At 63.8% G+C, this 12,794-nt stretch carries 14 protein-coding genes and 2 tRNA genes; 9 read left to right on the top strand and 7 right to left on the bottom strand.

Annotated elements, in window-relative coordinates; translation table 11 throughout:
• Positions 1–215: hypothetical protein (locus QCE58_RS10855; RefSeq protein ID WP_309779533.1), on the top strand; the 215-nt coding region annotated here is incomplete at its 5' end.
• Here QCE58_RS10855 and ppk1 read toward each other — a convergent pair.
• Positions 199–2,262 carry a polyphosphate kinase 1 gene (gene ppk1, locus QCE58_RS10850; RefSeq protein WP_008342026.1) on the bottom strand — a complete coding sequence of 688 codons (2,064 nt, stop codon included), beginning with the start codon at positions 2,260–2,262 and terminating at the stop codon, positions 199–201. The two genes, QCE58_RS10855 and ppk1, sit on opposite strands and share 17 nt — an antisense overlap.
• 252 nt (positions 2,263–2,514) lie before the next feature.
• Here ppk1 and ppx point away from each other — a divergent pair, with 252 nt between their 5' ends.
• A complete protein-coding gene (gene ppx / locus QCE58_RS10845; RefSeq protein WP_008342024.1) occupies positions 2,515–4,026 on the top strand; it encodes an exopolyphosphatase in 1,512 nt (503 codons plus the stop codon).
• 64 nt (positions 4,027–4,090) lie between these two features.
• Here the strand turns inward: ppx and QCE58_RS10840 are convergent, their stop codons facing one another.
• A complete protein-coding gene (locus tag QCE58_RS10840) occupies positions 4,091–4,915 on the bottom strand; it encodes a GNAT family N-acetyltransferase (protein WP_008342022.1) in 825 nt (274 codons plus the stop codon).
• Positions 4,916–5,036: 121 nt separating this feature from the next.
• Complete coding sequence (locus tag QCE58_RS10835; protein WP_034474269.1) at positions 5,037–5,504, bottom strand: histidine phosphatase family protein; 468 nt, start codon at positions 5,502–5,504, stop codon at positions 5,037–5,039.
• Between the two features lie 106 nt (positions 5,505–5,610).
• On the opposite strand from QCE58_RS10835, the gene QCE58_RS10830 reads away from it, so the two are divergent.
• The 3 genes from QCE58_RS10830 to QCE58_RS10820 all read left to right on the top strand — a co-directional run bounded on the left by QCE58_RS10830 (position 5,611) and on the right by QCE58_RS10820 (position 6,339).
• Positions 5,611–5,687: transfer RNA gene (locus QCE58_RS10830), tRNA-Pro, on the top strand.
• A gap of 71 nt (positions 5,688–5,758) precedes the next feature.
• Positions 5,759–5,929, top strand: coding sequence for a hypothetical protein (locus tag QCE58_RS10825; RefSeq protein ID WP_250478753.1), 171 nt, complete (start codon positions 5,759–5,761; stop codon positions 5,927–5,929).
• 146 nt (positions 5,930–6,075) lie between these two features.
• A complete protein-coding gene (locus QCE58_RS10820) occupies positions 6,076–6,339 on the top strand; it encodes a hypothetical protein (protein WP_235366331.1) in 264 nt (87 codons plus the stop codon).
• 6 nt (positions 6,340–6,345) lie between these two features.
• Here QCE58_RS10820 and QCE58_RS10815 read toward each other — a convergent pair whose 3' ends face one another.
• From QCE58_RS10815 to QCE58_RS10805, 3 genes are all read right to left on the bottom strand, one after another.
• Positions 6,346–6,666 (bottom strand): hypothetical protein, encoded by a 321-nt coding sequence (locus QCE58_RS10815; protein WP_175982542.1) that lies wholly within the window; start codon positions 6,664–6,666, stop codon positions 6,346–6,348.
• 28 nt (positions 6,667–6,694) lie between these two features.
• Positions 6,695–7,387, bottom strand: a complete 693-nt coding sequence (locus QCE58_RS10810) for a peptidoglycan DD-metalloendopeptidase family protein (protein WP_244807465.1) — start codon at positions 7,385–7,387, stop codon at positions 6,695–6,697.
• A gap of 111 nt (positions 7,388–7,498) precedes the next feature.
• A complete protein-coding gene (locus tag QCE58_RS10805) occupies positions 7,499–8,401 on the bottom strand; it encodes an aldose epimerase (protein ID WP_250521222.1) in 903 nt (300 codons plus the stop codon).
• A 569-nt stretch (positions 8,402–8,970) separates the two neighbouring features.
• Between QCE58_RS10805 and QCE58_RS10800 the strand changes: the two genes are divergently transcribed.
• The 3 genes from QCE58_RS10800 (at position 8,971) to QCE58_RS10790 (ending at position 10,737) form a co-directional block, all read left to right on the top strand.
• On the top strand, positions 8,971–9,801 hold the full coding sequence (locus QCE58_RS10800; protein WP_008342009.1) for an undecaprenyl-diphosphate phosphatase: 831 nt from the start codon (positions 8,971–8,973) through the stop codon (positions 9,799–9,801).
• A 118-nt stretch (positions 9,802–9,919) separates the two neighbouring features.
• Positions 9,920–9,996 (top strand) — tRNA-Arg (locus QCE58_RS10795).
• Between the two features lie 285 nt (positions 9,997–10,281).
• Positions 10,282–10,737: a response regulator gene (locus QCE58_RS10790; RefSeq protein WP_063828766.1), complete on the top strand. Its 456-nt coding sequence runs from the start codon at positions 10,282–10,284 to the stop codon at positions 10,735–10,737.
• On the opposite strand, the gene QCE58_RS10785 is transcribed toward QCE58_RS10790, so the two are convergent.
• Positions 10,637–11,929: a cyanate transporter gene (locus QCE58_RS10785; protein ID WP_250521221.1), complete on the bottom strand. Its 1,293-nt coding sequence runs from the start codon at positions 11,927–11,929 to the stop codon at positions 10,637–10,639. The genes QCE58_RS10790 and QCE58_RS10785 overlap by 101 nt on opposite strands.
• A 141-nt stretch (positions 11,930–12,070) precedes the next feature.
• On the opposite strand from QCE58_RS10785, the gene QCE58_RS10780 reads away from it, so the two are divergent.
• Positions 12,071–12,772, top strand: coding sequence for a GntR family transcriptional regulator (locus QCE58_RS10780; protein WP_250521220.1), 702 nt, complete (start codon positions 12,071–12,073; stop codon positions 12,770–12,772).
• Positions 12,773–12,794 lie beyond the last annotated feature (22 nt).

Genomic DNA, 12,794 nt, shown 5'->3' with positions numbered 1-12,794 from the left:
CAACTCAACCCTTGACGCTCAATACAGTTGCTTTCTTTGCAGCAGCAAAGAAAGTGACTGCCGCCCCGCACAGGGGCAACGCTAATAGACCGACACGAACGCAGGATTCCACGAAAGCGGAAGCGAACAAGCACAAAGCCCGACGCGAATACCGAATCCAGCGAAGAAGAAAACACGCACGAAAAAGGGCAAAAAACATCAAGAACAAAACTTAGCCAGCAACCCCAACTGCGCGTTGCGAATAGACTTACCCGGACGGCGCTTCCGATAATGCCCATCGCTCTGCATGACCCAAGCCGATTGATTATCGCCAAGACAAACCGATAACCCTTCAGCAATAACCCGCCGCTTCAACCGCCTATCGCGAATTGGAAACGCCACTTCCACACGACGAAAGAAGTTGCGATCCATCCAGTCAGCGCTCGACAAAAACACATCTTCCCTGCCATTCGCATAGAAGTAAAAAATCCGATGATGCTCGAGAAAGCGCCCGACGACTGACCGAACCGTAATGTTCTCCGAAAGATCCTCGACGCCGGGCTTCAACGAACAAACCCCGCGCACGATCAGATCGATCTTCACGCCCGCATGCGAAGCCTCGTAAAGCGCGGCAATAACCGTAGGCTCGAGCAGAGCATTCATCTTCGCGACGATGCGCGCACGCCGTCCCGCCCGCGCATGCTCGGCCTCGGCGCGGATCGCATCGATCAGCTTCGCATGTAGCGTGAAAGGCGATTGCCATAACTGATGCAGCGGAATCTCTCCGCCAATGCCCGTCAGTTGCTGAAAGACGTGATGCACGTCCTCGCACATTTCCTGATCGGAAGTCATCAGACCGAAGTCGGTATAAAGACGCGCCGTGCGCGGATGATAGTTGCCCGTGCCCAAGTGGGCATAACGCTTCAACACGAACTTGCCGCCTTGCGACACGCGCCGCACGATCAGCATCATCTTCGCGTGGCACTTATGGCCGACGACGCCATACACCACATGCGCGCCAACCGCTTCGAGCTGCGACGCCCAATTGATGTTCGTCTCTTCATCGAAGCGCGCGAGGAGTTCCACGACGACCGTCACTTCCTTGCCATTGCGCGCGGCCTGCATCAGCGCATCCATGAGCGGCGAATCGGTGCCGGTGCGATAAATCGTCTGTTTGATCGCGACGACCTGCGGATCCTTCGCGGCCTGAAGCAGCAGCTCCAGCACCGGCTGAAAACTCTCGTACGGATGATGCAAAAGGATATCGCCCTGATCGATCGCATCGAAAAGATTCGACGTGTTCACGATCGCCTTCGGCACCGACGGAATATGCGGCACGAACTTGAGATCGGGTCGATCGACCATCTCGGGCAACTGCATGAGCCGCACGAGATTCACCGGCCCGTTCACGCGATACAGATCGCGTTCGCTCAGCTGACCTTCGTCGAGCAGACGCCGCACGAGATGCGGCGGCGTTTCCGCCGACACTTCGAGACGCACCGCGTTGCCCAGATGCCGCGCCGGCAATTCGCCCTGCAGCGCGACGCGCAGATTGGTGATTTCGTCCTCATCGACGAAAAGCTCGCTGTTGCGCGTGATGCGAAACTGATTGCAACTGCGCACGACGAGATGCGGAAACAGCTCGTTCACGAAGTGCTGCATGAACGAACTCAGCAGCACGAAACCATGCGGATAGCCCGACAGCGCTTCGGGCATGCGAACGAGCCGCGGCAGCGCGCGCGGTGCCTGCACGATGCCCATCATCGCCTGACGGCCGAAGGCATCGGTGCCTTCCAGCTCGACGACGAAGTTCAGGCTCTTGTTCAGCACGCGCGGAAACGGATGCGCGGGATCGAGCCCGATAGGCGTCAGGACGGGGAGCAGTTCGTTGTAGAAGTAGTCGCGCGCCCATCCGGTCTGCTGCTCCGTCCAGTCCTCCGCGCCGTGAAAATAGATGCCTTCCATTTCGAGCGCGGGCAGCACGATGTCATGCAGCATCGAATATTGCTGGCGCACGAGCCGCTGCGCGCGCTCGGAGACGAGGTCGTAGACGTGCTGCAGCGACATGCCATCCGGCGAGAGCGAGCCGGGGTTGTCGCGCATCTGCTCTTGCAGACCCGCCATACGGACTTCGAAGAATTCGTCGAGATTGCTGCTGGTGATGCAGATGAAACGCAGGCGTTCCAACAGGGGAACCGTCGTATCGGCGGCTTGCGCGAGGACGCGCTCGTTGAAACCTAGTATGCCCAGTTCGCGGTTGAAGAGCGGATAGCGTATGGACATCGGAGGGAGGGAAGGTGTCTCGATCAGATGGGCAAGGGAACTCTCGGATGCTCTCACAGTATGATGTATTTTTTATGACATAACGGATGTCACAAATTCTACTCACATTGCCGATAGCGTTGCCAGCGCAAACGCGCGGTTCCGAACGGGACGGCAAGGCCCGCTCGCCAACCCGGCATAGAATAGAATTCGTGCGCTGCAGCAGCGCCGCTGTGACAGTGCTTCCCCCACTTCACGATTTCTGGATATCCGATGGTCACACATCCCCATCTACTTGCCGCGGTCGACCTCGGATCGAACAGTTTCCGGTTGATCGTCGGACGGGTCGAGGAAACGCCCGCCGGCAGCCAGATCTATCAGGTCGACGCGCTGCGCGAGCCCGTACGCCTCGGCGGCGGCCTCTCGAAGGACAAGATGCTCGACCGCGCATCGCAGGTGCGCGGCTGGGACGCGCTGAAGCGCTTCGGCGAACGTCTGCGCGATTTCCATCCCGACCAGGTGCGCGCCGTCGCCACCAACACGCTGCGCGTCGCGAAAAACGCGCCCGACTTTCTCGCCGAGGCGGAAGCCGCGCTCGGGTTTCCGATCGAAGTCATCGCCGGGCGCGAGGAAGCGCGCCTCATCTACGCGGGCGCCGCGCATTCGGTGCCGGCGAGCGCGGGCAAGCGGCTCGTGGTCGATATCGGCGGCGGCTCGACGGAATTCATCATCGGATCGCATTACACGCCGATCCACATGGAAAGCCTCTATATCGGCTGCGTGAGCCATAGCCGCCAGTTTTTCCCGGCCGGCAACGTCGACGAATACACGATGCGGCAGGCCGAACTCGCCGCCAAACGCGAGATCCAGATCATTTCGAGCGAATACAAGGGCACCGGCTGGGATCAGGCCATCGGCTCGTCGGGCACGGCGCGCGCGCTCGCGGAACTGATCGAGGCGAACGGCTTCAACGACGAAGGCATCACGCACGGCATCTCGCGCGGCGGGCTGGAGAAGCTCAAGCGCGCGCTCATCAAGGCCGAGAACGTGAACCGGCTGAAGCTCGTCGCGTTGAAGCCCGATCGCGTGCCGGTGCTGGCGGGCGGGCTGTCGATCATGCTCGGCGTGTTCGAGGAACTGGGCATCGACTATGCCGATACGACCGATGCCGCGCTGCGCCTCGGCGTGCTCTACGACCTGCTCGGACGCTCGCAGCATCAGGACATGCGGACGGTGACGGTCGAAGGCTTCAAGCGCCGTTATGGCGTCGATGCCGCGCAGGCGGAGCGCATCGGCGAACTGGCGATCAGCTTCTACGACCAGCTCGGCGAACCCGACGAAGACGTGCGCGAGGAGAACCGCATGTTCCTCGCGTGGGCCGCGTCGCTGCACGAGATCGGACTGTCGATCGCGCACAGTGCGTATCACAAGCATTCGGCGTATATCGCGAGCAACGCCGACATGCCGGGGTTTTCCCGCACCGATCAGGCGCGTCTCGCCGCGCTCGTGCTCGGCCACGCCGGCAAGCTCGGCAAGCTCGCGCAGGCGCGCGACGTCGAATGGACGCTGCTGTTTTGCCTGCGGCTCGCCGCGCTGCTGTCGCGCCGGCGCACGGATGTCGGGCTGCCCGGCATCGAAGTGAGGCAGGCGAGTGGCGGTTTCGAAGTGCATCTGCCGAACGAGTGGGTGGCGAACAATCCGCTCACCGACTACAGCCTCGTTCAGGAAGCGATGGAATGGGAGAAGATCGGGCGGCCGTATCGCGTGGTCTATACGGGCGACTGATTTTCGCGTCGTGAGAAAAGCGAAGGCCCCGTCGAGTCAACGGGGCCTTTTGCGTTTCAGGGCTTCAACGTCCCTGCATGTCGCCGATGAAATGCCGCGCGTAACGAGCGTTGATATCGGACAGACGGAAGAGCGTGAGGAAGTCGGCGGTGTTGAAATCCGGATCCCATGCCGGCGCGCCGCAAATCCTCGCGCCGAGCCGCAGATAACCCTTCACGAGCGGCGGCGGGCTCACGTTCGCGCCGGTGCGCAACTCCTCGACGGGCAGCGGCGTGTGCGGGAACGCGCGGTACTCAGGGGCGGTGAGCGCATCGGCGGGTAGCGACGTGTAGAGATTCGCGGCGTAATGACCGCCGTCGATCATGCCGACGCTCGCGCAGCCGAGCATCGTCTCATAGCCGTTTTGCATCATGTACGCGGCGAGGCCGCCCCACAGCGACATGATCACCGCGCCGTTGCGATAGTCCGGATGCACGCACGAGCGTCCTACTTCGACGAGCTTCGGGCGCAGGTGCGTGAGGCGCGACACGTCGAATTCGCTTTCAGCGTAGAGACGCCCGATGCGCGCCGCCTGATGCGGCGGCAGCACGCGATACGTGCCCACGACCTGCAGCGTGTCGAGATCGCGCACGAGCAGGTGATCGCAATAGGCGTCGAAGGCGTCGACGTCGAGCCCTGCGGGGCCGGACAGACGCGCGCCCATTTCCTCCGAGAACACGCGAAAGCGCAGGCGCTGCGCGTCGCGCAGGGCGTCGTCGTCGCGCGCCCACGCGACTTGCAGGCGCTCGCGGCCCGTGTTCGTTTCCGACGTGCGCGGAAGGTGGCGGCGCGAATCGAGCGAGAGCGATGACGCTCCGAGTTGCAGGAAAGGCGTCGGCAGTTCTTGCATTGGCGTTCCTCGACAGGACGTTGCTGTGGCTTCAAGTCCTCGCCAATGTAGTAATGCACAGTGACGCTCGCATGGCATCGCAATGACGTTTCGATGAAACGACATCCGCATGAACGCGAGCTTACGACGCCTGAAGCAGGTCCGGATTGATGACCGCGCGCAGCACGCTTTGCCCGTCGCCGCCGCGCGTGCGCGACTGGAGCCACCAGATGCCCGACTTCTTGATCGACCAATCCGCTTCGTGGCCCGTCATGAGGAGCGCGGCCACCCGGCCGAGCGTTGGCTGATGCCCGATGACGACGACCGTCTCCGCAATGCCGTCCGGCCAGCCCGCCGCATCGAGCACGGCCTGCGCGCCGTTGCCGGGCGCGAGCGCGTCGACGACGCGATAGCGGTCGCCGAAGGCTTCGGCCGTCTGGATCGTGCGCGTCGCGGGACTGGCGAGCAGCACGGCGTCATCGTCGATGCGCGCCTTCAGCCACTTCGCGATGCCTTGCGCCTGTTTGCGCCCGCGCGGCGTGAGCTGCCGCGCGAGATCGCTCGACGCCTGATCTTCTGCTTCGGCGTGTCGCCAGAGAATGAGGTTCATCGATTGTCTCCGGATGATGAGGTTCGCTTTCGGATGCAGCAGAAAGTAGCGTGCCTGAGTTCGGCATTGCGGACGCGGGTCAGGCACGCTACAATCTGCGGCTCGTCGGAGCGTAGCGCAGCCTGGTAGCGCATCTGATTTGGGATCAGAGGGTCGAAGGTTCGAATCCTTTCGCTCCGACCACGATACACGAAGGGGTTACAAGTTACGGCTTGTAACCCCTTTGTCTTTTCTACGCTCTTCCAGGAGTCTCAATGCGCGCTGTTTCCGCCTTCGCTTGCGCCGTTTTCTTCACGTTCGGTCTCGCCGCCTGTGCGGAGTCTGGCCATCAAAAGCACGAACCGAAAGATCCGCCCGACTACAAGGGCGTGCCGACGGACATGACGCCGCCGTCGATGATCTCCGATCCTGCCAAGCCTCAGTAAGCCCCGCAAAGACGAAGCCCCGATGCGGGCGCACCGGGGCTTCTGACCCGCGCCAACCGTTCGCGCGGAGATACGGCACGGGCTGCCGCCAGTCTAGGAATTCGAGCGCGTCACGGCTGTATGCGCTTGTTTCCGTGCGTAACGGGATGCAAGGCGCGCCTCGTGCAGGGATGCAAGAAACCGTAATGCGTAACTCTTTCCGTTTCGGCGATTTCGGCGGGATTCATCCAACGAAACTTTTGCCGCTCGGGTATCATCGCCCGAACTTGTTGCAAAATGTATCTGTCATGGATCTGCTCTGGATTTTTGCTGCTGTCGCGCCGCTCGCCGTCGCTTCGCTCGTGGCGTTTGCCGCGCATATCGATCCGTTGTCGGGGCATTGGCGCACGTGGGCGCCGAAAGACCGCTGACGGGCGTTACTGCTTGCAGCGGATCACCATCGAACGGTTCTTGATGTTCGCGCCGAAGATTCCGCCCACCGTGCCGCCTGCGGTCGCGCCGTTGTCCGCATCCTTCGAAATCACGTCGTAACCGTACGCGCCGCACGTTTCACCCGCCTGCTTGTAGCAGGCCGCCCAGCTCGTCGCCGCGTCGCCGCCGCTGCAGTTGATCGCGAAGCCCGTGTCGCCCGAAGGCAGATAGGTCATCGTCGGGCCGCTCGCGCAGCCGGCCAGCGCGCCGGTGAGCGCGAGAGCCGCGCCGAGCGCGGCAGTGTTCATCCTCATCGTCAATCTCATCGATCTTCCTTAAAGCGGCCGCCGGCTGTCAGCGCGGCGGCAGATAGCGCGCCGGGTCCGTCGAGCGGCCCATGTAGCGCACTTCGAAATGCAGCATGGTGCGATTGCTGTCGGTGTCGCCCATTTCGGCGATTTGCTGGCCCTGCTGCACGGTCTGGCCTTCCTTCACCAGAAGCACGCGATTGTGGGCGTAGGCGGTCAGATAATCGTCGTCATGCTTGACGATCAGCATGTTGCCGTAGCCGCGCAGACCGTTGCCGGCGTAGACGACATTGCCGCTCGCGGCGGCGACGACGGGCGTGCCCGCCGCATTGGCGATGTCGATGCCCTTCGAGTTCTTGCCGTCGAAGCTGCGAACGACGCTGCCCTGCGCCGGCCACACGAGCGTGACGCCCGGTCCGGCCTTGCTCTGCGAGGACGCCTGCGCGCCGGCTTCGCTCTTCGCGCTGCCCGTTGCCGCCGCACCCGATGAATCCGCGGTGCTCGCGCTGCCCGCAGGCGGCGCGATGCGCAGCACCTGTCCGACCTCGATGGCGTCGGGATTCGCGAGCCCGTTCCAGCGCTTGATGTTCGCGATCGTCGTGCGATTCTCGCGCGCGATTTTGGAAACCGTGTCTCCACGCTCTACACGATAGAAACCCGGCGCGACCGGCCCCGTTCCACAAGCGGCCAACACTGCGATGAGCGATGCGCAGACGAGCCGTCGAATTGTTTTTTGCAAACCTGACCTCGCAAAGCATCGCCGCGAGCAGTGCGAGCACAGCCGCGCGGCGAATCGAAAGGCAGGATTTTACCGTCTCGGGTTTCCCCGGACAGAATGACGCCGCTTCGCCTACGCCTGCTCGCCGACGACGAGCCGCAGCGAAGCCGTCTCCGTCTTGCCCGGCGCGAGCCAGCGCAGGCCGCGCCCGTTGTGGATGGCATCGGGCAGGCCGATCCACGGTTCGACGCAATAGAAGTCCGATGCGTCGGATTCGGTCCAGGTCGTGACCGCGTACCACGGCACGGAATCGGGCTGCTGCAACTCGAAGGCGATCGTGCGCTTCAGGCCCGGCAGATTCAACAGCACCGGTTCGTCGGACTGTCGCGTGAGGCAATGAAACGTATCGACGATGCCCGGATCGGCGAGCGAATAACGCGGCAGGCCGGGCTCGGCTTCGGTGATCGAGCCGTCCGGAAGCTGACGGCGCCGTTCGGTGTGCGGCAGCGCGACGCTGCTCTCGCCGCGCTGGCCGTGCGGCAGATGAAAATAGAAGTGATGCCCGGCGTAGTAGGGCAGCGCGACCTCGCCCGGATTCGACGTCGTCAGCTCGACTTCGAGCGTATGGCCGTCGACGATGCGGTACGCCGCCTCGAAGCGGAACGCGAACGGATAGCCGTCGCGGGTGGCGTCGCTGTCGACGAGCGTCATGCGCAGGCCGTGGCCGTCGGCGTCGCGCGTGTGGGAAAAGGGCAGGTTGCGCGCGAAGCCGTGCGTCGGCAGCGCATGCACGATGCCTTCCGGATCGCGCCACTTGCCGATTTCGCCATCGACGAAATGCCGTCCGAGAAACGGAAAGAGCAGCGGATTGCCGCCGCGGATCTTCGCGGGATTGGACCAGTCGGCGGCGTCGGGCCAGTGCACGACGGACTTGCCGCCGACGCGCCAGGTCATGAGCCGTCCGCCCGCGTGCGGCGCGAGCTCGATGGCGGCGCCGTCGCGCTCGATTTCGATGATGTCGGATTCCGGTGACATGATGGCAGGCGCTCCGTTGGATGGCGAGACGCCGCGCACGCTCCTGAGCGACGCGGCTCAACCCGACGATTCTGCCTTGGAATTCTGTCCGGAAAAACCCTTTGCGGGAAATTGCGACTAAGCAAGGCTTATGCAATATGTTGTTATATGCTCCCTGTGTTGGGAATCAGACGGACAAGGAGTAACCATGGATCTGGCGATGGCAATGGCGTCGCGATGTTCGGGCTCTTCGGGGCAAGCACGGCGCTTTTCCTCTACAAGCTGAAGGCCTGACGGGCGATCGCCGAATTGCGAGTCCGCGTCCCGTTCGGAGGCGCGCTCGCTTTCGTATTGCCTGTCATCGACTTTCGATAATGCTTCGTTTTGCCGACGATTGACTGTCGGCGCAATTTGTGTGCGGTAAGCGCTTGGCGCTCGATTTAGCCGACGGCATAATCGGTCCCGTTTGCGCGCCGTATCGACTCATCCTTCCTGTTCCACATTCCCTGTCCGGCATCTTTGGCTTCGCGTGACGCGAGGAATGGAACTGCACGGCGCGTCCTCCACCTTCCCCGAAAAAGGACCGACGCGTGACTTTGTGGTTTCTCGTTTTCTTAAGCGTGCTCCAGGGCGTAACCGAGCTCTTTCCTGTCAGCAGCCTCGGGCACACGCTCCTCGTTCCCGGCCTGATCGGCATGCACATCGACAAGCACGCGCCGCAACTGCTGCCGTTTCTCGTCGCGCTGCATCTGGGCACGGCCGTCGCGCTGCTCTGGTATTTCCGTGAACGCTGGATCGCGCTGATCCGCGGCTTCTTCGCGTCGCTCGGCGGACGCAAGAACGACGATGGGCACATGATGTGGGCGCTCATCATCGGCACGATTCCGACGGGCATCGTCGGCTTGCTGCTCGAGAAGCGGCTCGAGGCCATCTTTCACGATCTGCGGATCGTCGCGGCGGCGCTGATCGTCAACGGCGTGCTGCTGTGGCTCGGTGACCGTCTGCAGCGAAGCCGCGCGACGCGGGCGCCGGAAAAGCTCACGTTCAGGCAGGCGTTTCTGGTCGGGCTCGCGCAGATCGGCGCGCTGATTCCGGGCTTTTCGCGCAGCGGCCTGACGATGATCGCGGGCGTGGGCGCGGGTCTCACGGCTGAAGCGGCGGCGGAATTCTCGTTCCTGCTCGGCACGCCGATCATCTTCGCGGCGGGCGTGCTCGAATTGCCGAAGCTCTTTCACGCGCCGGGACAACTCGCCGATTCGGTGCTGGGCGGGGTGCTGACGGGCATCGCGGCGTATCTGAGCGTGCGCTTCCTGATGCGCTACTTCGAAGGCCACGGCAAGCTCGCGTCGTTCGGCGTGTATTGCGTGATCGCGGGAATCTTCTTCCTCGGCTGGTTCATGATGCATCCGCAGCCGATGTGACGAGCCGGGACAAGGGCAGCGGCGAATGAGGTAAAATCGCGATCTCTTCTGATTCGCGGCGGTTTTCGCGGTTGTCTCGCGTCTTACTCGCGTTGCTTCCGCCGCGCGTTCCGGTTCTCCGCCCTTAGCTCAGCTGGATAGAGCAACGGCCTTCTAAGCCGTAGGTCACACGTTCGAGTCGTGTAGGGCGGGCCAAACGGCTGCACACAGGCAAAAGCCCAGTCTTCCTTCGGCTGGGCTTTTTGCTTTGCGCTCCGCGCAAAGCAAGCAGCGAGGCGCCATCGCCTGGCCCGCTTCCTGCCCGTCCTTCCCCCGCGTGCGCGCCCGATCCCGGCAACTCCGCGCCACACAACGCTTCACAAATTTAACCATCTCGTACAAGCAGACGTGCCGCCCATCGACGGTGCGCCGATGCGTCATCGTGGCGCGCGGTGCGCCACAACGGTGACGGTGCGTACCGCATCGTCGAAAGAGGGTGACTTGAACAATCGAGCATACGAAACCAGCCCGGCGCAATGCTCGCTTTGGAATCGCAAGAAGCTGCGCCTGCAACCGGAATCGCGCCGCGTGCTGCTCGCGCTGCCGGAACGCGTGCTCGGCGCATCGCTTGCGTCGCTGTTCGAGCTGAAGGGCTTTCCGGCGCAGCTTGCGGCGGATGTGTCATCGGCCAGAAACATCGTCGAGCAATGGCGTCCGCATGTGCTTTTTCTCGATACGCGCATCGGAGGTTCCGGCAACTACGCGCTGGTGCGGGCGCTGCGCGAAGCCGATGACGACGCCACTCGCCTCATCATCGCGATGAGCGGTTTCCTGCCCGAAGAGCCGATCGCGCATCTCAAGGAAGCGGGCTACGACGGGCATTGCCGCCGTCCGTGTCCCGTATGGCAGATGACCGATCTGCTCGACGAGTTCTTCGCCTGTCACGCGGTTCGCTGACCCGCGCGGACCGCATCGCGCGCGCGTACCCGCGCGGGGCGAACACGACGTCGAGCGCGATCATCGCGACGAGGCTCGCGGCGAGCATCATCCACGACATCGAGAAGCCGCCGCTCACGTCGCGCACGATGCCCGCGACGACCGGCGCAATCGCCGCGATCACGAACCCCACGCCCTGCACGAACGCGACGAGCCGCGCGGCCAACGCGGGATCGTCGGCGTGATCGAGCGTCAGCACGAGCGAAAGGGCGAACACACCGCCAAGGCCCGCGCCGAGCAACGCGACGACGGCGAGCGGCGCGGCAAGCGGCGCCACTAGCAACAGCGCGAACCCCGCGAGCTGCGCGGCGAGGCCGAGCGCGATCCACGGACGACGATCCCTGCCGCGTCCGAAACGCGCCGCCGCCATCGGCAACAGCAGCGCGGACGACGCCTGGAACGCCGTGAGCATCGCCAGCAGCGCGCCGCTTTCGGTCACGCCGCGGCCGAGTTGCTGGTAATACGCGGGCATCCACGCGACGAGGCTCGTATAGCCGCCATTGACGAGCCCGAAGAAAATCCCGAGCGTCCACGCGCGACGATTGAGAAAGAGCGACGGCGCGGGCTTCGCGCGGCCCGTCGATGCGACGCGCGGCAACGCATCGGCGCGCATCAGCATCATCCACGCCGCGAGCGCGATCAGCGCGGGAACAGCCCAGAACGCGAGTCCAGCCTGCCACGTCACGCGCGATGCGACCGCCGGCGTGATGCTCGCGCCGAGCCCGCCGCCCGCCATGATCGATGCGGAATAGAGGCCCATCGCGAAGGGCAGGCGCGCGGGAAAGCGCGTCTTCATCACGCCCGGCAAGAGCGCCTGAATGACGGCGACGCCCGTGCCCGCGATGGCCGCGCTCGCGACGAGCGCCACCGCGTTCCCCGCGACGAGGCGCGCCGCGCACGCCGCGACGATCGCGATGAGCCCGAGCGCCACGCCGCGCGCATTGCCGACCGAGCGTGACAGCGCGCTCGCGCCGAACGCGCACGCGCCCATCGCGACGACGGGCAAGCCGGTCAGCATCGACGCCCCGCGAAACGACAGTCCTGTCGCGTGCAAGATCACGCCCATCAGCGGACTGACGGACGTGAGCAGCGGCCGCAGATTCAGGCCGATCGCGACGATCACCGCGAGCCACGCGACGTTCGATGCTTTCATGTGACTCATCCTCGGTGCGAAATGGTTGACCATTCTATCTATTTTTGGTCAACCAAAAATACGACGAACCGAATAGGGCGCATTCGTACGCGGCGGTGCGCGCTCGCTACAATGCGATTCATCGCAAGCACGGCGGGCATCATGGCATCACGCAAGGACACTTCATCGAAGGACATTTCCGCGGACGAGCGCGTCTACGCGGCAATCGCGTCCGCGCTTTTGCAGGGCAAGCTCGCGCCCGGCGCGCAGCTCGTCGAGCGCGAGCTCGCCGCAGCCTTCGAGTGCACGCGCGGCACGATCCGCAAGGTGCTCGCGCGCCTCGGCGCGGAAGGCAAGCTCACGCTCGAAGCGAATCGCGGCGCGTTCGTGCCGTCGCCGACCGTCGACGACATCCGCGAGGTTTATCGCGCGCGGCTAGTGGTGGAGGCGGGCATCGTCGCATCGCTGTGCGGCGCGTTGAGCGTGAAGGCGTTGCGTGCGTTGCGCGCTCACGTCAAGGCCGAACAGCGCGCGCTGAAAGCGGGAAGCGTCGCGGAATGCGTGCGTCTCGCGGGCCAGTTTCATGTGCTCCTCGCGGAACTCGCGGGCGCGCCGGAAGTGGAGGCGTTTCTCGCGAGGCTCGTCGCGAAGACCGAGCTCTACAAGGCGCTTTTCGATCCATCGAAGCTGTCGAACTGCTCATCCGATGAACACGCGCAACTCATCGACGCCCTCGAACAGGGCGATCTCGATGCCGCGCTAACTGCGATGCGTACGCACATCGACGAACTGGAAGCGCGCGTTCTCGCGCAAGCGGGCGCGTCGCGCACGAGCGATCTGGCGACGATCTTCGCGCTCGCTTGATCGTCGGCAAAAAGAAAGGGCC

This window comes from Caballeronia sp. LZ028, assembly GCF_031451415.1.
GTDB lineage: Bacteria > Pseudomonadota > Gammaproteobacteria > Burkholderiales > Burkholderiaceae > Caballeronia > Caballeronia zhejiangensis.
This window is presented reverse-complemented; position numbering and strand designations above follow the sequence as displayed.

What these genes read in the sequence shown, in the direction of transcription:
- ppk1 (WP_008342026.1), bottom strand. Translation starts at nt 2,262, where the DNA reads ATGTCCATACGCTATCCGCTCTTCAACCGCGAACTGGGCATACTAGGT.
- ppx (WP_008342024.1), top strand. Translation starts at nt 2,515, where the DNA reads ATGGTCACACATCCCCATCTACTTGCCGCGGTCGACCTCGGATCGAAC.
- QCE58_RS10840 (WP_008342022.1), bottom strand. Translation starts at nt 4,915, where the DNA reads ATGCAAGAACTGCCGACGCCTTTCCTGCAACTCGGAGCGTCATCGCTC.
- QCE58_RS10835 (WP_034474269.1), bottom strand. Translation starts at nt 5,504, where the DNA reads ATGAACCTCATTCTCTGGCGACACGCCGAAGCAGAAGATCAGGCGTCG.
- QCE58_RS10825 (WP_250478753.1), top strand. Translation starts at nt 5,759, where the DNA reads ATGCGCGCTGTTTCCGCCTTCGCTTGCGCCGTTTTCTTCACGTTCGGT.
- QCE58_RS10820 (WP_235366331.1), top strand. Translation starts at nt 6,076, where the DNA reads ATGCAAGGCGCGCCTCGTGCAGGGATGCAAGAAACCGTAATGCGTAAC.
- QCE58_RS10815 (WP_175982542.1), bottom strand. Translation starts at nt 6,666, where the DNA reads ATGAGATTGACGATGAGGATGAACACTGCCGCGCTCGGCGCGGCTCTC.
- QCE58_RS10805 (WP_250521222.1), bottom strand. Translation starts at nt 8,401, where the DNA reads ATGTCACCGGAATCCGACATCATCGAAATCGAGCGCGACGGCGCCGCC.
- QCE58_RS10785 (WP_250521221.1), bottom strand. Translation starts at nt 11,929, where the DNA reads ATGAAAGCATCGAACGTCGCGTGGCTCGCGGTGATCGTCGCGATCGGC.
- QCE58_RS10780 (WP_250521220.1), top strand. Translation starts at nt 12,071, where the DNA reads ATGGCATCACGCAAGGACACTTCATCGAAGGACATTTCCGCGGACGAG.